24 protein-coding genes are annotated in these 19,414 nt (G+C 38.4%); 19 read left to right on the forward strand and 5 right to left on the reverse strand.

Annotated elements, in window-relative coordinates; genetic code table 11:
• Positions 1 to 15: 15 nt before the first annotated feature.
• Positions 16 to 519: a GNAT family N-acetyltransferase gene (locus tag A6E04_RS05485; RefSeq protein ID WP_065610386.1), complete on the forward strand. Its 504-nt coding sequence runs from the start codon at positions 16 to 18 to the stop codon at positions 517 to 519.
• 212 nt (positions 520 to 731) lie between these two features.
• Here A6E04_RS05485 and A6E04_RS05490 read toward each other — a convergent pair whose 3' ends face one another.
• The gene (locus A6E04_RS05490) at positions 732 to 1,340 is read right to left on the reverse strand and encodes a methyltransferase (protein ID WP_244886251.1); all 609 of its coding nucleotides are present in this window, start codon (positions 1,338 to 1,340) and stop codon (positions 732 to 734) included.
• 262 nt (positions 1,341 to 1,602) lie between these two features.
• Here A6E04_RS05490 and A6E04_RS05495 point away from each other — a divergent pair, with 262 nt between their 5' ends.
• The 5 genes from A6E04_RS05495 to A6E04_RS05515 all read left to right on the forward strand — a co-directional run bounded on the left by A6E04_RS05495 (position 1,603) and on the right by A6E04_RS05515 (position 4,357).
• A complete protein-coding gene (locus A6E04_RS05495) occupies positions 1,603 to 2,265 on the forward strand; it encodes a hypothetical protein (RefSeq protein ID WP_065610388.1) in 663 nt (220 codons plus the stop codon).
• Positions 2,266 to 2,467: 202 nt separating this feature from the next.
• The gene (locus A6E04_RS05500) at positions 2,468 to 2,905 is read left to right on the forward strand and encodes a PaaI family thioesterase (RefSeq protein WP_012550166.1); all 438 of its coding nucleotides are present in this window, start codon (positions 2,468 to 2,470) and stop codon (positions 2,903 to 2,905) included.
• Positions 2,906 to 2,968: 63 nt separating this feature from the next.
• Complete coding sequence (locus tag A6E04_RS05505) at positions 2,969 to 3,382, forward strand: GFA family protein (protein ID WP_012550167.1); 414 nt, start codon at positions 2,969 to 2,971, stop codon at positions 3,380 to 3,382.
• A gap of 21 nt (positions 3,383 to 3,403) precedes the next feature.
• Entirely contained in the window at positions 3,404 to 3,670 is a 267-nt protein-coding gene (locus tag A6E04_RS05510; protein WP_065600595.1) for a hypothetical protein, read from the forward strand.
• Between the two features lie 54 nt (positions 3,671 to 3,724).
• Positions 3,725 to 4,357, forward strand: coding sequence for an HD domain-containing protein (locus A6E04_RS05515; RefSeq protein ID WP_017022311.1), 633 nt, complete (start codon positions 3,725 to 3,727; stop codon positions 4,355 to 4,357).
• Positions 4,358 to 4,437: 80 nt separating this feature from the next.
• Here A6E04_RS05515 and A6E04_RS05520 read toward each other — a convergent pair whose 3' ends face one another.
• Positions 4,438 to 6,048: an NAD(P)/FAD-dependent oxidoreductase gene (locus tag A6E04_RS05520; RefSeq protein ID WP_065610389.1), complete on the reverse strand. Its 1,611-nt coding sequence runs from the start codon at positions 6,046 to 6,048 to the stop codon at positions 4,438 to 4,440.
• A gap of 101 nt (positions 6,049 to 6,149) precedes the next feature.
• Positions 6,150 to 7,094 (reverse strand): LysR family transcriptional regulator, encoded by a 945-nt coding sequence (locus A6E04_RS05525; RefSeq protein WP_065610392.1) that lies wholly within the window; start codon positions 7,092 to 7,094, stop codon positions 6,150 to 6,152.
• Positions 7,095 to 7,254: 160 nt separating this feature from the next.
• Here A6E04_RS05525 and A6E04_RS05530 point away from each other — a divergent pair, with 160 nt between their 5' ends.
• The 7 genes from A6E04_RS05530 (at position 7,255) to A6E04_RS05555 (ending at position 12,135) form a co-directional block, all read left to right on the forward strand.
• Positions 7,255 to 8,622 carry an MATE family efflux transporter gene (locus A6E04_RS05530; protein WP_065610394.1) on the forward strand — a complete coding sequence of 456 codons (1,368 nt, stop codon included), beginning with the start codon at positions 7,255 to 7,257 and terminating at the stop codon, positions 8,620 to 8,622.
• Positions 8,623 to 8,684: 62 nt separating this feature from the next.
• A complete protein-coding gene (locus A6E04_RS05535) occupies positions 8,685 to 9,341 on the forward strand; it encodes a class I SAM-dependent methyltransferase (RefSeq protein ID WP_065610395.1) in 657 nt (218 codons plus the stop codon).
• A gap of 260 nt (positions 9,342 to 9,601) precedes the next feature.
• Positions 9,602 to 9,727 carry a hypothetical protein gene (locus tag A6E04_RS21550; RefSeq protein ID WP_012550174.1) on the forward strand — a complete coding sequence of 42 codons (126 nt, stop codon included), beginning with the start codon at positions 9,602 to 9,604 and terminating at the stop codon, positions 9,725 to 9,727.
• 51 nt (positions 9,728 to 9,778) lie between these two features.
• Positions 9,779 to 10,129, forward strand: coding sequence for a DUF6404 family protein (locus A6E04_RS05540; RefSeq protein ID WP_023603263.1), 351 nt, complete (start codon positions 9,779 to 9,781; stop codon positions 10,127 to 10,129).
• Positions 10,130 to 10,183: 54 nt separating this feature from the next.
• Entirely contained in the window at positions 10,184 to 10,729 is a 546-nt protein-coding gene (locus A6E04_RS05545; protein WP_017022315.1) for a VRR-NUC domain-containing protein, read from the forward strand.
• Positions 10,730 to 10,762: 33 nt separating this feature from the next.
• A complete protein-coding gene (locus tag A6E04_RS05550) occupies positions 10,763 to 11,686 on the forward strand; it encodes an arginase family protein (RefSeq protein ID WP_065610397.1) in 924 nt (307 codons plus the stop codon).
• A gap of 47 nt (positions 11,687 to 11,733) precedes the next feature.
• Positions 11,734 to 12,135, forward strand: coding sequence for a DUF3465 domain-containing protein (locus tag A6E04_RS05555; RefSeq protein ID WP_065610399.1), 402 nt, complete (start codon positions 11,734 to 11,736; stop codon positions 12,133 to 12,135).
• A gap of 44 nt (positions 12,136 to 12,179) precedes the next feature.
• On the opposite strand, the gene A6E04_RS05560 is transcribed toward A6E04_RS05555, so the two are convergent.
• The gene (locus A6E04_RS05560) at positions 12,180 to 13,517 is read right to left on the reverse strand and encodes a carbohydrate-binding protein (RefSeq protein ID WP_083198912.1); all 1,338 of its coding nucleotides are present in this window, start codon (positions 13,515 to 13,517) and stop codon (positions 12,180 to 12,182) included.
• A gap of 214 nt (positions 13,518 to 13,731) precedes the next feature.
• On the opposite strand from A6E04_RS05560, the gene A6E04_RS05565 reads away from it, so the two are divergent.
• Both A6E04_RS05565 and A6E04_RS05570 read left to right on the forward strand, forming a co-directional pair.
• Positions 13,732 to 13,995, forward strand: a complete 264-nt coding sequence (locus A6E04_RS05565) for a hypothetical protein (RefSeq protein ID WP_023603258.1) — start codon at positions 13,732 to 13,734, stop codon at positions 13,993 to 13,995.
• A 90-nt stretch (positions 13,996 to 14,085) separates the two neighbouring features.
• Entirely contained in the window at positions 14,086 to 16,032 is a 1,947-nt protein-coding gene (locus A6E04_RS05570) for a lytic murein transglycosylase (RefSeq protein WP_065610403.1), read from the forward strand.
• 19 nt (positions 16,033 to 16,051) lie between these two features.
• Here the strand turns inward: A6E04_RS05570 and A6E04_RS05575 are convergent, their stop codons facing one another.
• Entirely contained in the window at positions 16,052 to 17,035 is a 984-nt protein-coding gene (locus tag A6E04_RS05575; protein ID WP_026025503.1) for an esterase/lipase family protein, read from the reverse strand.
• Between the two features lie 173 nt (positions 17,036 to 17,208).
• On the opposite strand from A6E04_RS05575, the gene A6E04_RS05580 reads away from it, so the two are divergent.
• The 4 genes from A6E04_RS05580 (at position 17,209) to A6E04_RS05595 (ending at position 19,026) form a co-directional block, all read left to right on the forward strand.
• On the forward strand, positions 17,209 to 17,613 hold the full coding sequence (locus A6E04_RS05580) for an NUDIX hydrolase (protein ID WP_065610406.1): 405 nt from the start codon (positions 17,209 to 17,211) through the stop codon (positions 17,611 to 17,613).
• Positions 17,614 to 17,630: 17 nt separating this feature from the next.
• Positions 17,631 to 17,960 (forward strand): DUF4144 family protein, encoded by a 330-nt coding sequence (locus tag A6E04_RS05585; RefSeq protein WP_065610408.1) that lies wholly within the window; start codon positions 17,631 to 17,633, stop codon positions 17,958 to 17,960.
• 87 nt (positions 17,961 to 18,047) lie between these two features.
• Positions 18,048 to 18,425 (forward strand): nuclear transport factor 2-like protein, encoded by a 378-nt coding sequence (locus A6E04_RS05590; protein ID WP_017022322.1) that lies wholly within the window; start codon positions 18,048 to 18,050, stop codon positions 18,423 to 18,425.
• A 184-nt stretch (positions 18,426 to 18,609) separates the two neighbouring features.
• Positions 18,610 to 19,026, forward strand: coding sequence for a hypothetical protein (locus A6E04_RS05595; RefSeq protein WP_065610410.1), 417 nt, complete (start codon positions 18,610 to 18,612; stop codon positions 19,024 to 19,026).
• Positions 19,027 to 19,414: the final 388 nt, after the last annotated feature.

The raw sequence follows: 19,414 nt of genomic DNA on the forward strand, positions 1-19,414 counted from the left end.
TGAGAGAGTATAAAAATGATTGTGTGTGAAAGTGAAAGAGTGACTGTTCGTCAATTTACGTTGGATGATGCGGAATTTGTTATTGAATTACTTAATGACGATTCCTTTATTCGTTATATTGCAGATAAGAAAGTACGCACAATAGTCGATGCTGAGAATTATCTTAAATCTGGTCCACTGGCAAGTTATGAAAAAATAGGGTTTGGATTAAGTTTGGTTATGCTGACAGAATCAAAAACACCGATTGGCATGTGTGGTTTACTTAAACGAGATGAGCTTGAGTTCCCTGATTTAGGTTATGCGTTTTTACCTCAATATTGTGGTAAAGGTTATGCACTAGAAGCGGTGAAAGCGGTATTAAAAGAAGGCATGAAACGTCATTCTTTATCTCGTGTTTTGGCTGTTACCTTACCTCATAATCAACATTCTAATCGATTGTTGCAACAAGCCGGTTTTACACAAACGGGGATGGTTGAGTTGTATGATTGTCAGAATAATTTGTATGACTTGACGTCATAGAGAAAAAAGATGTTGTCCTCTATGAAGAAACTCATATCGATAAGCGCTACTTTATCTTAATCAAGTAACGCTTATCTGAATATTATATTGGTTTTTGTGCGATAAGAAGCCCAACTCGTTGTTCATTAATGCATAAACATATCTTTTTAAGCGTAGATAAATTACCAAAATCATAGCAATGCTTTGATTTGATGTGATTAAAGCCGGCGGTGTTAAGTAAGTAAGTCACGCCAATATTGTTCTGAATGAAAACAAACCCCAACGCCTGCGGTATTGGCTCCCATTTTTGATGTAATGGCCGCTAGTGAGGTTGATGCTGTTAACTGATGAATGATGTTACTTGGTAGTTCTTTCATCGGCCACCCGTCATAAAAATTTTCAAAGATTAAAATTACGCCTCCAGGCTCAAGAAGTTCATAAGCATCTTTTAGACCAGAGAGTTGCAATGCACAACTTTCTTTATACCCGCTACTAACAAAATGATGTAAGACCCAATTAAATTGAATTACTTGCATTTTTGGGATGTCAGAAACATTTTGAAAAGGGGCATGGATTAAATTCTTCCTTTGATTCGATGTGTTTTTTTCTAATAAAGAATACTCGGAATCAAGCACCGTTACATGTGCATTAGGATAGCAACTTAGAAATTTGTCTGCGTATTTACCATTTCCTCCACCAACATCCATAAGAGTAAAGGGTTTGTTTATGATGCTATAAGACTCAAGCGCTTGTTGAACTAGCGTGAACATTTTCGCGTCTACATATTCGGTATCGAATGCTTTTGTTTGCTCTGTAGATAATAGTTTTATCGTTGCTGTCATAGTAATCACCTCAATTAGATATGAGCAAAAACTAGACCATAATTCACATAATAAATAATCATTACTTATCAATAGCTTAAGATTTAACTTGGAAACTTCTTTATTTGATAAGCATGAGTTTGCATATTGAGAATCAATTTGAAGGCCTTCCCTTTGGATAAATGATTTTCATAATGGTATAACGATAATCTGAATTATTTTAGGCACAGCAAGTCTATTGTTGGTGTTATTTTCAAAGAATCATGCATATAAATAGGTAGTTATGGACAGCTTTTTTAGTAGTGAGATTATTCTTTCTAATTCGACTTTCTTTTTCTTTATGACTCTGTTATTGACAGGGTTTCTTCATATACCGCTGTGGTGCGGTAAAAATTTATCAAAAATACAATGGAAGAAAGTCGATTACCTTTGGCCTTTAGTCGCAGGAATTGGTTTGATAGGGACGGTATCAGAGGTGAGATCAAGAGTCGCTAGTGATTGGGCAGAGACTGAACATACCCGTGCTGTTTTAAGTCTTGAATCTATTAATGACTACACAGTCAATCAACTAAAGAGCTTTCTTTGTGCGAGTGAACCGAGGGTCGATAGAGGTGTTGAATCACAACAATCTTGTTCATGGTTTTTAGATTCAGCAAATTACTTACAGTCGGTAAACTTTAACGAACTTCCTAATCTTACGTTTGATAGTTTACCTGAAATTACGTTTCGCTCAGAGCTGATAGAGTCAGATGTCATGTGGTTGCAGGGGATGTTTGATAATTACCAGAGTCAGAAGTACGCGTATGAAAGTACAGTGCTCGAGACGAAGAAGCACCCACTAGAGGAACTCTTTTGGTATTTAAGCCCTTACTTAATTTGTATTGCGATTTCTGTACGTGTTACAAAAGTATCAGCAGAATTAAAAATGGAGAGACAAGAAGGATGAGGTCGAAAGCTTCCGATTGGGGGCGAGTATCAATCAATATTGAACGCTATTATAAGATTATTCACTAGCGATTAGCGGGGTACCTGGTCTGTCCAGATGCTATCAAGCTCACATTGTGACTAAGGAATAATGGCTTTCCCTTATTTAAGGGGTATTTTTATTAATGTAAATAAGACGATTAATAAAATACTAAGGACATGTGATGCTCAATGAAAATTTATCTGGCTTAGAATTAATGCAAGCAATGGTGACGGGGGATTTTCCTCATCCATCGATGGCTGACGTAGTTCCGATGAAAATCATCTCAGCAGAATATGGCAAAGTAGTCTTTGAAGCGATGGCGGATGATCGGCACTTGAATCCATTGGGTGGGGTTCATGGTGGCTTCTTTGCCACCGTAATGGATTTGGTTACTGGGTGTTCGGTGCATACAACGCTCGAACCTAATATTGGTTATGGAACGATTGATCTTCATGTGAAAATGTTAAAAGCGATACCGAGAAATACGCTATTGATTGCGGAAAGTCGGGTGATACAGTCAGGTTATTCATTGGGAATATCAGAAGGCAGCTTGAAAGATAAGTTGGGTAATTTATATGCGCATGCAACCGCGACTTGTATGATTTATCGAGGAAAATGACGGTATTTAATGATAGCCTATTGTTAGTATCAATGATTTTTATTGTTTTAAAGAAGGAATGATATGACGTATCCAATTGTAGGCTCTTGTCAATGTGGGCAAGTAACTTATAAATTATGTGCAGCACCAAAAATGGTGATTGCTTGTCATTGTAAGGAATGCCAAAAATTATCGACAGCGCCATTCAGTGTCACCGCTATTATCGCAACTGAGGCGATTCAATTTGATGGTGAGTTAACTGAGTGGAGCCGATTAGCTGATAGTGGAAATCAAAATAGCGCGAAGTTTTGTTCAACGTGTGGAAATCGAGTCTATCAATATAATCCTGATGATTTAACAACCATAAAGCTGAAATTAAAACCTGTTGATGTGAAAGATGATCGTATTTTTGAGCCGAGTATGCATATTTGGGTTTCTGAAAAATTGAGTTGGGTCCAAATTCCTAAGGGAATGGTGACGTTTGATAAACAACGTTAATGATAAAGATTAGGAGCTCATGTGTTATTTAAGTTGATTTTTTTGTTTGCCGCATTAACGCTACATGGTGTAAAGAGATCCCCTTATCCGCCGACATTTCTCTATAGTATTCCTCTGATATTAATGGGGTTAATGTCGGGTGCGTCTTTTATTATGAGTTTGATTGGTGGCGCGATAACCCTTTGCGTTTCATTTGTGTATTTTTCATTACTTACTCATTTTTCAAGTGGTACACAGCATTACACGATTATTATACTTGGTGGTGGTTTATTGATTTTCTTTGTTTAAGCACGAGCACAACGATAAATTAAGAATGGTATTGGATTTTACAAGGATGAAAGAGTGACTGTAACGGAAGAGATAGAGAATACTTTACTGACCTTTATTAAGGCTGAAATGGCGCAAGATCTCGCTCATGATATTAATCATGTTATGCGAGTAGTGAATACAGCAAAAATACTTTGTGAAGAAGAAAAAGCGATAAAAGAAGTGGTGATCCCTGCCGCGTATTTACATGATTGTTTTTCGTTTGAGAAGAATCATCCAAACCGCGCACAAAGCTCATTGTTTGCCGCAGATAAAGCCATTGTGTTTTTGAACCGTCTAAATTACCCCACTGAGTATTTAGAAGGTATTCATCACGCGATTATTGCTCACAGTTTTAGTGCGAATATTGAAACACAGACAGTAGAAGCTCAGATAATTCAAGATGCTGATCGATTGGATGCATTAGGGGCCATTGGTATTGCAAGGTGTATTCAAGTGAGTGCTAAGTTAGGTCGCCCTTTGTATTCTTTTGATGACCCATTTTGTCATGAGAGAACACCAACCGATGGGCTTTATACTATCGATCATTTTTATACGAAGCTATTGACGTTATCAGGCTCGATGAAAACTAAGTCGGCAGTCAGAGAAGCGGATAAACGTACTTTAGTGATGCGCGCATTTTTAATGCAACTAGAATCAGAAATTTAATCGATAAAGATAGGCAAGTAAAACAGTGGAAGAGTGAGCTAAAAACAGTATATCTCTATACCATTTTTAGCTTGATCACATTATGCGTTTTTTAGCATATCAAGAGCAACCGCTTCTGCGATTTTAATCCCATCGATACCAGCAGATAAAATACCACCCGCATAACCTGCACCTTCACCACCTGGGTATAGACCTTTGGTGTTCATGCTTTGGAAATCAGCACCACGCTTGATTTGAACGGGAGATGAAGTTCGAGTTTCAACCCCGGTCAGCATTGCATCTTTACTGTCAAAACCACGAATTTTCTTAGCAAATGCAGGTAATGCTTCGCGAATCGCTTCAATCGCGAAATCAGGAAGTGCATCGCTTAGATCCGTCATTTTTACATTTGGCTTATAAGATGGTTCCACGTTTTCAAACGGTTTGCCTTTACCAGAAACTAAGAAGTCGCCAACCATTTGTGCTGGAGCATCGTAATTACTGCCACCCATAACATACGCATTGCGCTCTAACTGACGTTGTAGAGCAATACCTTGCAGTGGATCATTATTGAAATCTTCAGGAGAGATGCCCACAACGATTGCGCTGTTTGCATTACGCTCACTACGTGAATATTGGCTCATGCCATTCGTTACAACAGCATGTTCTTCTGAAGTCGCTGCAACAACAACCCCACCTGGGCACATACAGAAACTGTATACTGAGCGGCCATTTTTACAGTGATGAACCAATTTATAATCGGCAGCCCCTAATAATGGGTGTCCTGTATTTTTACCAAAGCGAGCTTGGTCGATCATTTCTTGTTTGTGCTCAATACGGAAACCAATCGAGAATGATTGTGCTTCCATATAAACGCCTTTATCAGACAGCATTTGGAACGTATCACGCGCACTGTGGCCGATTGCCGCAACAACGTGCTTACTGTTAATGATTTCGCCGCCGTTTAGTGTAACGCCAGTGACTTGTTCATTTTCAATATTGATTTCATCTACGCGAGTTTCGAAACGAATTTCACCACCGAGTTCAATGATTTTATTACGCATTTGAGAAACCATGGTCACCAACTTATAGGTACCAATATGAGGTTTACTTACGTAGATGATTTCAGCGGGTGCACCAGCGGCAACAAATTCGGTTTTTACTTTAAGGCCTAAGAAGCCTGGATCTTTCACTTGGCTGTATAGCTTGCCATCAGAGAATGTGCCTGCGCCGCCTTCACCAAATTGAACATTTGATTCTGTGTTTAATTCACTGGTACGCCAAAAACGGAAGGTATCTTTTGCGCGTTCGTGTACTGATTTACCACGCTCTAACACAATCGGTCTAAATCCCATTTGAGCAAGGATTAACGCCACAAATAAACCACAAGGGCCCATGCCGATAACAATAGGACGCTCAGTTAAATTAGCAGGAGCAGTCGCTACGTATTTGTATTCAGTGTCAGGTGAAACACGAATATTATGGTCGTCTTCAAAATTACTTAATAACTGCGCTTCATCAACATCTTGTAGCGTGATATCTAGGGTATAGATTAAGAAAATTTGATTTTTTTTACGTGCGTCATAGCCACGTTTAAATACATGGATATCAACCAGCTGTTCTTCAGTAATAGACAGTGTGCTTAAAACATAATTCTGCAGTGCATCTTCACTGTGATCCAGCGGTAATTTAACTTGGTTGATACGTATCATAATTCACCTGATAGTTGGCATGAAAATAAGCGCGTAGTCTACGTGATCTCTCTCTAAAATGTAATCAATATTGCAGAGTAAAAACGCCAAAAAGACGCATTTTATACCACACCATGCCAATGATGTTTTTTTGCTAATTTTTTCAATACGTTAATTTCGTTTTCAGAACCGAGTTTTAACCATTCAACAAGGTCATCAATCACGGCAGAATGAGTGCGCTGGTGCCCATAGTAAGTCCATGCACTGTGTTGGACTTTTGCGTTTTCTGGGCAATAAAAGAATCCTATTTCTAGCTCTTGAAGGATCAACAGTAGGTCAGTTACGGTTACCCCTTGTCCTGATAAGCAGGCGCTTAGTGCTAAATCTAATGAAAGAAAGCTGGTGTTTCTGACTTGTTGGTTCGGGGGGATTGTTACATCGGCTAACCACATTTTCCAATCATGGTGATCCAGTGTGGGATGCAACCTTGGCATGGTTAATATTGAGTCTACATTCGTACTTTCGGTTGCGATACTTGCGGCACAAACAGGAGCCATGAACTCTTCTCGTAGAAGAAACATATTGGCTTTGGTGTCGTAATGATCTTTTAAACGAGTATGAAAGATCAGTAAATCATAATCTGGCTTATCTAAACATTCATCTTCTTCTAAAGAAGGGATAATCACGATTTCATGATCAGGATAACGTTCATTGAGCTCTCTGACTTTAGGTATCAGCACGCGAGTAGCAAAACTTAATGTGGCTTTAATGACAATGCGTTTTTGTTTTGGCTCTTGCCAAGAGGATAGAACCGACTCAATTGCAGAGTAATTGTCTCGCAGCGCGTGATAAAGCTCGAGCCCTTGTAATGTTAGCTCTATGGAACGGTGCTTTCGAATAATAAGCGATGTGTTGAGATCATCCTCAAGTTGCTTCACTTGACGGCTGACGGCACTTTGGGTGACGTGAAGTTCATCCGCGGCTAGGGTGAAACTCATCAAGCGTGCCACGGATTCAAAGGCTTTTAGGCCATGATGTGAATAAGGTAAATTAGGGTAAGGCGTCATAATCTCTTCGCATGATTTTTTAGAATGCCAGTGTGCCGGATATATTAATTGAACACTAGCCTTTTAACCCTTAAGTTTGCCATTAATCACAGTGCCTATTTCTTAATTAGAATAAGAGGTTTGGCTTAGTTAATTTAGCGATAAAGAATCAACCTTATTTATGAAAAAGATCTTAGCTTTAGCATTCCCTCTTATCATCTCTCAATTGGTTTCGATGGCATTGGTGCTTACCGATGTGTGGATGATGTCGCGTTTAAGTGTTTCTGCCTTAGCGGGAGGTGGATTAGGTGCTTCTATTTATTTTTTCATTTTTATTATCGCAAGCAGTACTGTGGGCTGCGTTGCGAACTTAATTGCCATCGCTTATGGCCAACGTTTGGCAAGACCTGAATACGGAAACCAACAAATTCGCTTTGCGGTAAAAGGGGCGGTTTTATTGTCTGCGGTGCTCAGCGTTATCTTAATGTTCAGTTTTTCATACGCTCCCGTGATACTAAAAGCGGCAAATCAACCTGAAGATATGATCACGCTCGCGATGGAATACGTGCATGCGTTGAAATGGGTGATGTTTCCGTCGTTAATTTTACTCGTGTTGCGCGGCTTAACCAGTGCGTTGGGAAACGTAAGATCCATCATGGTGATGTCTGTTATTACCGTTATCCTAAATGTCCCTATTAGTTATGTTTTAACGTTTCAATTGGGAATGGGATTAACCGGTTTAGGTTTGGGTACCGCTGTAGCTGCTTTTGTTGTGATGATTGGTTATGGTATGTGGGTCTTTAAGAATCATGAATATCAAGAGTTTGCACCATGGCGTAATCGAGAGGAATATTCACTTAAATTGATGGCACCTTTATTGGTGATGGGATTACCTATTGCATTAGCCGCATTACTTGAGCATGGGTTAATTTATGGCGGTACACTGATGGCGGGCACTATCAGTATTGCGTCTTTAGCTTTGCACCAAATCTTACTGCAATGTTTAAGCTTTACATGGAATTTTAATTTTGGATTCTCGCAAGCCGCGGCCATATTAGTCGGGCGTGATTTTGGCTCAGAAAATTACGCAGGCATAAAACAAACGTCATTGCATAGTTTTTTACTTGTGACGGTACTCAGTGTCTTCCTCTCCACGGTATTTATTCTTTGGCCTGAGGTTATTGCTGATTTATTCCTGCTTGATGATGGCACGAATAACATGTCAGCGTTGTTGTCTTCTGTTATCTGGGTAGTGGCGTTGTGTTTTATTGTGGATGCATGGCAATTATTAGCGATTAACTTATTGCGAGGAATGAAGATAGTCTCAATGCCTACGGTGATGACAGCGATTGGTTATTGGGTATTTGGTTTGCCTGCGGCGTGGTTTTTGATGCCATTGTTCGGGCTTGCCGGAATTTGGGCAGGTATTGGCGTTGGATTAGGCGTTACTGGTGTGTTGTTACTGATTCATTTAACGGTCGCTATCCGTCGTTACGGAAATGTGAGTGTTTCATCTATTCATACTGCAAATGCTTCTGGTAAGATTTGATTGCCTTCATTTTTAAGGTAGATTCGAGTTCCTTTTATAAGACAGTGTTACGGATATCTAAAATGAGCAAAGATGCAGCGACAATTGCTGGACAAGCAGTGTATACAAAAAAAGTACTTTCCATCTATGATCTTTGGGTATTAGGCTTTTCAAATCGTTACTTATGGAAGTGTTCAACAGCATTGATTGGACAAAAATTTACTGAATTAGCATCGAAGAACCATTTAGATGTAGGGGTAGGTACAGGGTATTACTTAAAGAATCATCTCTCTAATGTTGAAAGAAGAGTGGCGCTGATCGATCTTAATGAGAACAGCCTTGAATCAACAGCGAATGCCATTCAACATTTTAGCCCTGAAGTGTATCGTCGAAATGTATTAGAGCCGTTGGATCTAAAATGTGAGAAGTTTGATTCTATTAGTATTAATTATCTGCTGCATTGTTTACCGGGTGATTTATCACAAAAAGGCGTGGTATTTTCAAACCTGAATGAACTGCTGAATACTAATGGCGTATTGTTCGGTAGTACAATTTTAGGACAAGGCGTTACTAAAAATGTATTTGCGAGTAAATTAATGAATTTCTATAACCAGAAAGGCATTTTTACTAATGAGAACGATGACGTTCAGAGCTTAGAAACAGCATTAAAAGCGCATTTTTCTGATGTGAAGATTGAAGTGGTTGGTTCTGTCGCTCTGTTTTCTGGTCGTAAAAAATAAAAAACATCCCTGCTTCAAGCATTCAGCATTAACTGTGCTGAATGTTTTTCTTTAAGCCTTTCGATTCCCCTTATGCTTACATGCGTTTAAATCCATCCAACACCACGTGAAATAGAGCCTCGCGAGTTTGTCTAAGCAAGGTTGAATTATTTACCCTTGCAGTCTCTTACCTTTCATATTTTTAAATCGCTTCACAAATTCAATACTAAAATTATGATAATTTTATCTGTGCGTTAACTGTTTTAAATCAAGAGGATGTCATGGGGACAGTAATAGGATTAGTACTGCTTGCATTTATTGCTTATAAGGTAAAAAAGCAAACGGGTTTGCATTTGCATAAGTGGATAGAAAAGAAATATCAAGAGCATGAAGACTCAAAAAAGTGAAGGTGGTGTTACCTTCATCGCTATGGATGGTATTGTTTAGGGAAACGACGAATGTCTTTTGAAGAGAAGTTAATAGCGGCACATAGTGAACTTGAGCTGAAAGGGGTTTGGTCCTCAAACTTTAATCCTCCGATTGTCAGATTACTCCGAAAAGCGGGCTTACGAGTTCGACCTCCTTATTATCAAGATTTTTTTACTAATTTACTGTTTACCTCGCTTTTATTTAGTCTTGGTTACGGGCTGATTAGTTGGTTTTTAACGGGGCAGTATGTAAACAAAACCAGCCAACAGTCAGTCATTGAAGCCATCGCAGGCGGATTGATTTTTGGCGTTATAATATCCGTATTTTATCTTATCCGTCGTAAGCAATTAAAGCTAACGGATTGGAATACATTGAGTTAATGCTATTACGTCGCAAGTTTGATGACATTGTTGTGTTTATAAAAGGAATTTATAATGATTCACACGATTAAAGAAACGGTATTTACCTATCCTCAACGATTGCAGGATGATTGGGCAAAAGGAAAGAAGGAATGGTTACCTTTGGACTTATTTGTACCTACTGAAACTGACGAGCACTCACATCCATATTTTGGTGAATATTTTGCGTTGTCCGAATATCGGAAGCAAGGTTGGTTAGGTACGGCATTTTATGCGTTAGGTAATTGGGAACCGAATAACCCAATGTATACGGAAGGCAGAGTATTAATTGCACAGTATATTGATCCGAATAAGCTTTCTCTGTTTAAAGGGCTTCGAACAGGGCTCACATCGGGAGAACCTGATTTGTTCTTATATAAACCGGATAGCTCTCTGTTATTTGTGGTGGTTAAAAAAGAGAACGAATATCTATCAGATGCAGAACTCATTTGTCTATCAAACATTAAATCAGTTTTAGAGTGCGATGTGGAAATTGCCTATTTAGCTGAAGAGAAGAATAACTACAAACCCAAAAGCTATGATATTAAGGTTGTTCAATTTCCTAATCCTTTGGGCGTTTAATGATCGTCAGTCACGCAATGCATAAGGTACAGTATGAATAAGGCATTCGATATTATTGGTGCACCATTTAATCGCGTTGGTTTTGTTACAACCGATGAAAGTACCGTTGACGGACTACGAAAGACAGATGAGAAAACATGGAATGGCTTAACCGAGTGGATAGACGTAAGAAATCAGCGTTGGTCATGTGATATTAAAGACTTAGGGGATGTGCCTTTAAGCCTTAAAGTTGAAGAGTATCTGTCTCATAATAAGAAAGAATTAGCACTACTCGAATACAGTACGGATTTAAAAAATAAGGTATTAGACTCGTATCGAAACAAGAGGATCCCTATTATTATTGGTGGGGATCACTCTGTATCTGTTGGCACTGTTCAAGCGACGCTTGAGTATTATCAAAAAGAAAGAAAAGAGAAGGTTGCCGTTGTATGGATAGACGCGCACGCTGATTGTAATGGCAGCTTGCAAAGTAACTTACACGGTAAACCGTTGGCATTATTAATGGATAAGTATGGCTACAATGGTTGGTTTGTAGAGCCTGAGTTGGTGTTGTCTCCGGACGATATTTATTATGTCGCCGTTCGAGACTTGATGCCTAATGAAGCAGAGTTGATTGATGAACTCGATATCAGTAATTATGATATGGAAGCGATTGATAACTTAGGATTTAACACGGTTTTAGACCAACTTATGACGGAACTAAACGGTAAATATGACCGTTTTTTTGTGTCGTTTGACTATGATTGTTTAGATGGCGCCTTATTTAGAGCGTGTGCAACGCCAAATGTCGGGGGCTTGTCAGCTCGCGAGGGATTAACTTTAGTTAAGAACTTAGCGTCTAATGCTAAGTTTGTCGGTATCGATTTTCTTGAATACATGCCAGAGCTTGATGAGAGTGGGGTTTCTAAAGAATTGATGATCAAACTTATCGATGCGGTATGGGGATTTCGTTCATAGTGTTAGGTATTTTTTAAATGTGTGGTTTTGTATAGGTAATAGAGTCAATGATAGTTAAACGTATAATAGTCAGCTTTTTATTTGTTCTTAGTTTATTTTCATCTTTTACATGGGCCAGTAACTCGGATGTAAAACGTGCTTTTGATTCACAGCGAAGTGATGTTCAAGTCGAAGGGGTCGGTGAGGTGGTTCGAGTATTGCCTGATGATAATAAAGACTCAAGGCATCAAAAGTTCATTCTGCGATTAGATAATAATTTAACGATCCTTATTGCTCATAATATAGATTTAGCGCCAAGGATTCCAAATCTAAGAAAAGGTGACAGTGTGACCTTTTATGGCGAGTATGAATATTCAAGAAAAGGAGGTGTTGTTCATTGGACTCATCTTGATCCAAGAAATCGTCATACTCATGGATGGTTAAAGCACAATGGGCGTACCTACGAATAGATAAGATGAGCCTCTTTTTGTTGGTTAAAAAGAGGCTTGGTTTTTTATTGTGTTGTTGTGCAAACGTCTATGATTTCCCAAGGGGAGTTTTCAGTTATTCCTGGTATTTCTAATTGTGTCCACCACTGAGCTTGCCAGATTTTTCCTTGATAGTTCACCGTATCGCCTTTTTGATATACCTCGTGTGTTTTCCATTCTGCAGTTGGGCACAGCGTTAAAGGCTGTGGGTCTCGCATCCAATCGATGATTTGTTTATGGTTAACAAATCTCACTTCTGGTTTTGTTAAGGCGTATGTTATGAATCGCGTTAATACATTTTGTCGGCTTTCAACGGTCGTTTCGGGCATACCGTAATGTTCTTGGCCATTTAAATAACCATAAAATGAAGAATGTAATCCAAGAACTAATGGCGCTCTGTTGCCTTCTAAGCGTAAATCGAGATTGTAACTGTAGATAGCAACAACGTCATTTTCATTTAATCCGGCTGCACCCCAATTTGGTGTCGTGTACAGGTTCCAATCAAAATTATCTCCCTTACCTGATATTGGGTCAAAATAACTGATACGGCTTGCGATTTTGTCTCTGAGTGAGTAGTCCAATCCATATTCTTCTAGTCGGTTATCTGGCGGAACAATTAACGTATGAAGGGGGATTTCCCATAAACCAGGGTAATTGGCTATTGCGGGCTTCCACCACCCATTAACGGCTTGATTATGTGATGGACTGCCATTATCAAGAGTAAACGGCCAATAGTTATTCAATCCGTTTTGTTCTGAAGTTATTCCTGCTGGGAAGCTAACATCATAAGTAATATCGTTTTTTATTATGGCTTGAAGCGTATTGTCATTATAGGTCATGAAAGGGGCTCTAAATCCTGAAATATTACTCACTCCAATGCCACCGTCATCTGAACTCTGCGTTAATAAAGTATTGCAGAGTTTAACCTCTTGCTGCCATTGTTCTACAGTCATCCAAGCTTGGAGAGGGTTATAATTCACTTTATCGTCGGGATGAGTGTCGGTGTGGTTTCCTATATCATGTTTCGCGATAACGAGTTGACGCCATAACGATTTTACGTCTTCATTTTCTCTTGCTGGCTCACAATGCATAAAGAAAGAAGCGGATAAGGGTTGCCCTGCGTATTGATCGTATCCTTTAGGGTTGTGGTGGCTTTCTAGTTGTTTTATTACCCATGTTAATCCATCAACTTCCACGTTATCGTCAAAACCTAAGCTCACAAACATAGGCACATGAATGACATTTATGGGGGGAGAAGAAGAGGGCGAGACGTTATCTATCTTTTGTGGTGTTGCTTCTGTTTGTAATGACGAGAGCACTAATGTACTGCTCAATGTGAGTGTAAATAGAGTTGATTTAGTCACTTTACCATTCCTTTTAAAATGAAAAATGAGTGTAGTAAAGTGGTATTAAAAAACAAAAAATAGGTCAGAGTTTTACTCGTACATCCGTCGTTCTGCGAGTGTATTCACGGTAGGATGTAAATAAAGGAAATACTGATTATTCGCTTAATTATGTTGGTGGAGATGAGCTTCCCATTATAAAATGCAGCTTATTTTCACTGTAGGTTTAAATTACATGAATAAAATAGATCGTATTGGCATGATTGGTGCTGTCGTTGGGTTTGCTAGTCTGGTTTATATTTTAGCTAATGGCTCGTCATTAAACATGATTCATTGGCCGATAGAGGCGTTATCTGGCTTGGCATTCAGTTTTGCATGGGGCTTTGGTGTACCGGTTTTAGTGGCGTATGTTTTTGCTGTTATCATTTTTATTGCCGTTATGTTTATTGGATCGTCATTAGGCAGAATAGTGGCCAAAAAGATCCTTAATGTTCAGTAAATGAGTATTAGATTCTAGGTATTTGCAAATATGGTACGTTTGAGTACTAGATAATTTGATATAACTAAACCAAACTCAATGTGTGCATTTATGAAAAAGGGATTTTCAATGCGGTCGAGTAAAGTTCATTGGTTATTAGCTTTTGTAAGTATATGCAACGTTTCTTATGCGTTCTCTGCCTCTGAATTACGGTTAAATCGTTACGCCTATGATGCGATACAACAAGGGTTTAATCAGAAGAACATCTCTATTTATGATAAGAAACGCGCCAGTATTGATAGCTATTCATTAGCCGCTTATACCGATTATCGTGCTTTCTTGTTTGATCTCCCCAATAAAACCCCTGAGCAAGTGAATCAATTCTCGCAAGACTATGCGGATTACCCTTTTTCGGTGTCTATACGTGCGGATTATCTTAATGCAATGATCGCGTCTAAGAACTGGGAAGCTTTGCTACGTTATCAAACCACGCCACCTAGAGATCAAGATTATCAATGTTACTATTACACCGCATTTTATCATCAAGGAAAACAAGAGGTTGCTTTTGAAGGCGCGAGATCTTTGTGGCTTAATGGCGAAAGTGTTTCGAATGCATGCAATGATCTTTTTAGTTATTGGGAAAAAGCAGGGTTAAGAACGGATGATGTAATTAAGCGACGGGCTTTACTGTCGATAGAAGAGAGAAACCCAAGATTAATTACTTATCTAATTAAATTGGTATCGAATAAACAAAGCCGTGTGGATTTAAATGAAATGTATGGCTTATATCAAACACCAACAAAGATAACGACAGTATTTGATAAGAAAGTTGAGACGCCTTTTAATCGTGAATACGCACAAGTGATGCTAAGACATTTAGCAAGGAAAGATACCGATAAAGCTTATTTAGCTTTCCGATTTATTAATGACCATTATTCATATACGAAAGACGAACTCCAAACTACCTCTGAATTTCTTGCCGTTAGGCTTTTTCAGACGACGGATAGTGAAACCATCGAATGGCGAGATGATGTGTTTAAGCGTTCAAATCGTGATGAGGTACTTGAACAACGAATTCGTTTATCGATACGTAAAACGCAATGGGAGAATATTAACTTTTGGATTTTGCGTTTGTCGGATAAAGCGCAATCAACATATCGTTGGCAGTACTGGATGGCTCGAAGTGAAATCGCATTAGAGAAAGTCAATGAGGGTGAAGAGCGATTAAAACGAATCTTGGGATATCGGCATATATACAGCTTTGCAGCGGCCATTGCGTTAAATCGAGAGATAACGTATCCAATTGCGAGTGTTGATACTAAGTTCGAAAAAATAGCACAATACCATCCTGATCTTGAAAGGGTTAAGGAGTTGCTTGCCTTAGGTAAAGGTGCTGCCGCTAAAAGTCAGTGGCGATATTTAATTGCAAGAGCCAGTTATGAGGATAGAGCTCGACTTGCCACTTATGCGAGAAATGAAGGATGGGATGAATTTTCACTTGAAAGTACATTTAGAGGAGGGCTATGGGATCACATTGAATTGCGTTTCCCTGTTCGTTATTACTCATTGTTTACGCGTTATGGGGGGAAGTACAAGGTAAATCCAATTACGTTAATGTCACTGACAAGGCAAGAGAGCGGGTTTAACCCTAATGCTCACTCTCCCGTTGGTGCGTTAGGACTAATGCAAGTATTACCAAGTACCGCTAGTTATATGGCGACGCTTTATACGTTACCTTACAAAAATCGTTCTGACTTATTTATAGCAGAAAAAAACATCGCTATTGGCAGTCGCTATTTAAGTCGTTTAATAAGGCACTATAACAATAATCGTATTTTAGCGTTTGCTGCTTATAATGCGGGACCAACAATGGTGGCTGAATGGCGAAGGCTCGCAAGTGAAGAGCTCGATACGATAGGGTTTATAGAATCGATTTCCTTTAAAGAAACTCGGACGTATGTGAAAAACATTTTAATGTTTGAAGAGTATTACCGTCGTATTCTTAATGTGGATGGTGTTTTTCTTCTTACTCCATTAGAGCGTACTGCGAATTATTAATGAGATATCGTCTCTGCTTTTATTGAGAAGCTTGATGATTTTTGTATATGTCATCAATTAATCGAGCTTGCTCAGAATCACTTATCCCATCTTTTGTTAATAGTAACTGTTGTTCTTTTAAAATATTGATAAGCGTTGTCGGTGTGAATACTTCATTACCGACAATTTTTACATGTCCGATTTCCACTGTAATTGGAATTACCTCAGAGAAGGCGTCAACCGCTGTATTTGATTGCTCTTCCAAACTAAATACATAATCATCTTCTAGGCAGCGTTGGTTTTCACTCATGCGGCGGCACTGGTTACGTTCATCGGTTTTAATAATTAAGTGTTGTGATACCGATGGCGATAATTCACCAGGTGTTGTCATAAAATCAACATTTGGGGGGATTTGTTGGTATTTCTCACCGGTAACGGCGTAGCAGATAAGATCGACAATACCGAGTGATAATATTCGTAATGAAGTAATCCCACAGTGTGATGAGGCATTAATGCCATTAAAGGGCGAAGATACTGTGGTTAATTTAATCTGTTCTGAATGGATGATTTGTTTGTCTTCTCTGTCTAACGTTAATGCTCTTCGTGCAACAAGGCCACCTTGGCTATGTCCAATAACATGTAACGGTTGATTAGGGTTGTATTTAGATAATTGATTAAGAGCGTATACGAGCTCTCCTGAGGATGTTTCGAGGCTATCTCTGTCATCGTATTCAAAGCAAATCGCTTGTTGATCATTCAAATCGTAGACTTCTGATAACGCTCTAAATTTTCCAGCGGAAGAAAAGCAACCATGAACAATAACCGTTAATGGGGTATTTGGATCAATATTAAGGGTGTTATCTTTCGTATTCGAGCAATGTTTCAGCCCTGGTATTTGCAATGATTGTTTGACGTTAGGAGTCGTTTTTACTGTGGTGGCTTGTTCAGTAGAAGCACAGCCAGAAAGCAGAAAGAGCAAGCTAACACTGACGAGAACAGGCGTCATTATACTTAATTTATTCATAGACATACCTATTTTCATGATTCCATTCATTAGGTTTTATCTTATACTACTGACTCTAGAATATGGTATTTAATTGCTCTACTTAATAGGTAATGTGACCTACCTCCGAATTTACCTTGTTTTCTTTTTCTTGAAACGGCTAAATTCTATTGCGTGATTTCTGTGAGGGTTTTATGAATAAAGTAATCGATAAACTGGCTTGGATTTACATTAAAGACGGTAAATTTTTAACGGTTCGTTCAAAAGGTAAAGTGCTGTTTTATCTTCCTGGTGGAAAGCGAGAACTTGGCGAGAGTGATGAGCAGGCTTTAGTAAGAGAAATCAAAGAAGAATTATCTGTCGATCTTTGTCTTAATACGATTCACTATGCGAATACGTTTGTTGCCCAAGCTGACGGAAAAGAAAGTGGCGTATCAGTTCAACTCACTTGTTATTTTGCTGAATTTACGGGCGAACTTGCCGCGGATGCTGAAATTGAAGAGTTAAAATTTGTCGATCAAACGGATTTAAGTGTGTGTTCATTAGCAACAGTGGTTACGATGGACTGGCTTATAGAAGAAAATAGACTCACTGTATAATACAAGGAAGACACAAGATGGTAGTTTGGCCTGCAATAGTAAAGTTCGATGGGGATCCTGAGTTGGATTACCTTTCAGATATAATGGAATGGGAACGTGAATCTGAATTGCATTATTTAGGGTATCAAGAGAATGATGTTCTTATCGATTCAATCGGGGCTATATTTACGCTTAATGATCCTAAAGATAATGCCGCGAAGATTATCCCTACAAATAAAATCAGTACTCTTGAAGAGGTCACTGAATTAGTTAAAGCACATGCATCAAGTTTAGGTTCATGTTGCGTCGCTAAAATTGGCTTTGATTCTATTTTAGGTGCTATCCACACGGTAAAGTCGTCATCTTAAAGCGGTTTATTTTTTAATGTATTTTTTGGGAACATAAACCCAATAGGCTTGTCCTATATAGGAATTAGCCCAAAAAGAAGCATTAAAATGAAAGAATTAAAAACCTTAGCTATCCAGTTGTTAGAATGGAATAAAGAAAACTTAAAGGCATCAACCACTCTTTTTGAATCCGATCTTGCCACTTGTTTTGCCGATGAGTTTGTAGTTAAAGCCAATGGTCTTGAATACAAAGCAAATCACCATTCATATTTAGAGTTTTTAAATGGGTTTAAAGCAAACATTGAGTCTATTTGCTATAAAGTACAAGAGTACCTTTGTGATGCAGATAAAGTGGTTACGGTGATGTCGGCTAAAGTGCGTCGAATAGATGGGAGCATTGAGGCGTTTGAAGCGATGCTACTGCTTAAATTTGATGAGAATGATTTAATTACTTTGTGGCAAGAAGTGTACGCAAAGAAAATTTAATCGCGACAATGTATGCGTTCGTGTCCTTTTTCTTGATAATTACGTCATTATATATTTGATGCCATCGTCATTTTTAGTCTGTTTTTTAACCTAATTTTTTAGAATTAGTGATCGTGATTGCAGTTATTTTTGATGATGTATTTAGACTTAGTAGTCGTGTTTTTTACATACTCAAGGATTGAATATGGATAACTTGTCAATTGCATTACATCAAGTAAATAGGGCAATAAAATTATATTTAAATGAGCGAGATTACTTAAGCACCATAACGCTAGGCGCTGCAGCTGAAGCTATTCTTGTTAAACTGCTTGTAGAGCAGCATCAAAAAATTGCTTGTGAAGAAGTTATATTTAAATGTAAAAGCGAGATTAGTGAATTGTCTCTATTAGATAAAGCCGGTGTCGTCAATTACTACAGTAAAAGAAGTACCAAAAGATACTATTACTCGATACTAGACAGCAATGAAAGCAGTGTAGATTGGGAGGCAAAGGCAACCGAGTTATTAGGTCATTGCTGTGACAATATACTAAAGCTGAACATTTCTCCTAGTACGGACGTTGTTCAATTTATTAAACAGAAAGACGTTCAACTTACTCGTTAGTCTACTAATTACGTATTTATGGTTAAATACAATAAGCTCCAAATGAGAGTTTGGAGCTTATTATTATTTACTTTTGAGCTTGGTAATCAAATTCAGGGATCGTAATTTCAACACGGCGATTCTGTTGACGACCAAAAACACATCACGATATGACGATGCTTAATTTAAGAAGGAAGTCTATATACCCTGAAATAAAATAAAGAGAGCGCTTTATAGTTAATTATTTATGTAGTGCTAAATCACACGAGGTTCGATGAAACTTTCTTTTTCAATGCCGCAGCCCTACCTTTGTTTTTTATGCTATATGGCGCTTATTTGGTGCCTTTAAATGCCCATTTATGTCGATTTTAAGTTGTTGTTTTTTAAGGCTTTATATTTATTGGTCTTT

It is taken from the genome of Aliivibrio logei (genome assembly GCF_001691055.1).
In the GTDB taxonomy this organism is placed as follows: Bacteria; Pseudomonadota; Gammaproteobacteria; order Enterobacterales; family Vibrionaceae; genus Aliivibrio; species Aliivibrio salmonicida.

Bases quoted from the DNA above. Each gene is read 5' to 3' on its own strand.
- A6E04_RS05485 (WP_065610386.1), top strand. From the start codon at position 16: ATGATTGTGTGTGAAAGTGAAAGAGTGACTGTTCGTCAATTTACGTTG.
- A6E04_RS05490 (WP_244886251.1), bottom strand. From the start codon at position 1,340: ATGACAGCAACGATAAAACTATTATCTACAGAGCAAACAAAAGCATTC.
- A6E04_RS05495 (WP_065610388.1), top strand. From the start codon at position 1,603: ATGGACAGCTTTTTTAGTAGTGAGATTATTCTTTCTAATTCGACTTTC.
- A6E04_RS05500 (WP_012550166.1), top strand. From the start codon at position 2,468: ATGCTCAATGAAAATTTATCTGGCTTAGAATTAATGCAAGCAATGGTG.
- A6E04_RS05505 (WP_012550167.1), top strand. From the start codon at position 2,969: ATGACGTATCCAATTGTAGGCTCTTGTCAATGTGGGCAAGTAACTTAT.
- A6E04_RS05520 (WP_065610389.1), bottom strand. From the start codon at position 6,048: ATGATACGTATCAACCAAGTTAAATTACCGCTGGATCACAGTGAAGAT.
- A6E04_RS05525 (WP_065610392.1), bottom strand. From the start codon at position 7,094: ATGACGCCTTACCCTAATTTACCTTATTCACATCATGGCCTAAAAGCC.
- A6E04_RS05530 (WP_065610394.1), top strand. From the start codon at position 7,255: ATGAAAAAGATCTTAGCTTTAGCATTCCCTCTTATCATCTCTCAATTG.
- A6E04_RS05535 (WP_065610395.1), top strand. From the start codon at position 8,685: ATGAGCAAAGATGCAGCGACAATTGCTGGACAAGCAGTGTATACAAAA.
- A6E04_RS21550 (WP_012550174.1), top strand. From the start codon at position 9,602: ATGGGGACAGTAATAGGATTAGTACTGCTTGCATTTATTGCTTATAAG.
- A6E04_RS05540 (WP_023603263.1), top strand. From the start codon at position 9,779: ATGTCTTTTGAAGAGAAGTTAATAGCGGCACATAGTGAACTTGAGCTG.
- A6E04_RS05545 (WP_017022315.1), top strand. From the start codon at position 10,184: ATGATTCACACGATTAAAGAAACGGTATTTACCTATCCTCAACGATTG.
- A6E04_RS05550 (WP_065610397.1), top strand. From the start codon at position 10,763: ATGAATAAGGCATTCGATATTATTGGTGCACCATTTAATCGCGTTGGT.
- A6E04_RS05555 (WP_065610399.1), top strand. From the start codon at position 11,734: ATGATAGTTAAACGTATAATAGTCAGCTTTTTATTTGTTCTTAGTTTA.
- A6E04_RS05565 (WP_023603258.1), top strand. From the start codon at position 13,732: ATGAATAAAATAGATCGTATTGGCATGATTGGTGCTGTCGTTGGGTTT.
- A6E04_RS05570 (WP_065610403.1), top strand. From the start codon at position 14,086: ATGAAAAAGGGATTTTCAATGCGGTCGAGTAAAGTTCATTGGTTATTA.
- A6E04_RS05575 (WP_026025503.1), bottom strand. From the start codon at position 17,035: ATGAATAAATTAAGTATAATGACGCCTGTTCTCGTCAGTGTTAGCTTG.
- A6E04_RS05580 (WP_065610406.1), top strand. From the start codon at position 17,209: ATGAATAAAGTAATCGATAAACTGGCTTGGATTTACATTAAAGACGGT.
- A6E04_RS05585 (WP_065610408.1), top strand. From the start codon at position 17,631: ATGGTAGTTTGGCCTGCAATAGTAAAGTTCGATGGGGATCCTGAGTTG.
- A6E04_RS05590 (WP_017022322.1), top strand. From the start codon at position 18,048: ATGAAAGAATTAAAAACCTTAGCTATCCAGTTGTTAGAATGGAATAAA.
- A6E04_RS05595 (WP_065610410.1), top strand. From the start codon at position 18,610: ATGGATAACTTGTCAATTGCATTACATCAAGTAAATAGGGCAATAAAA.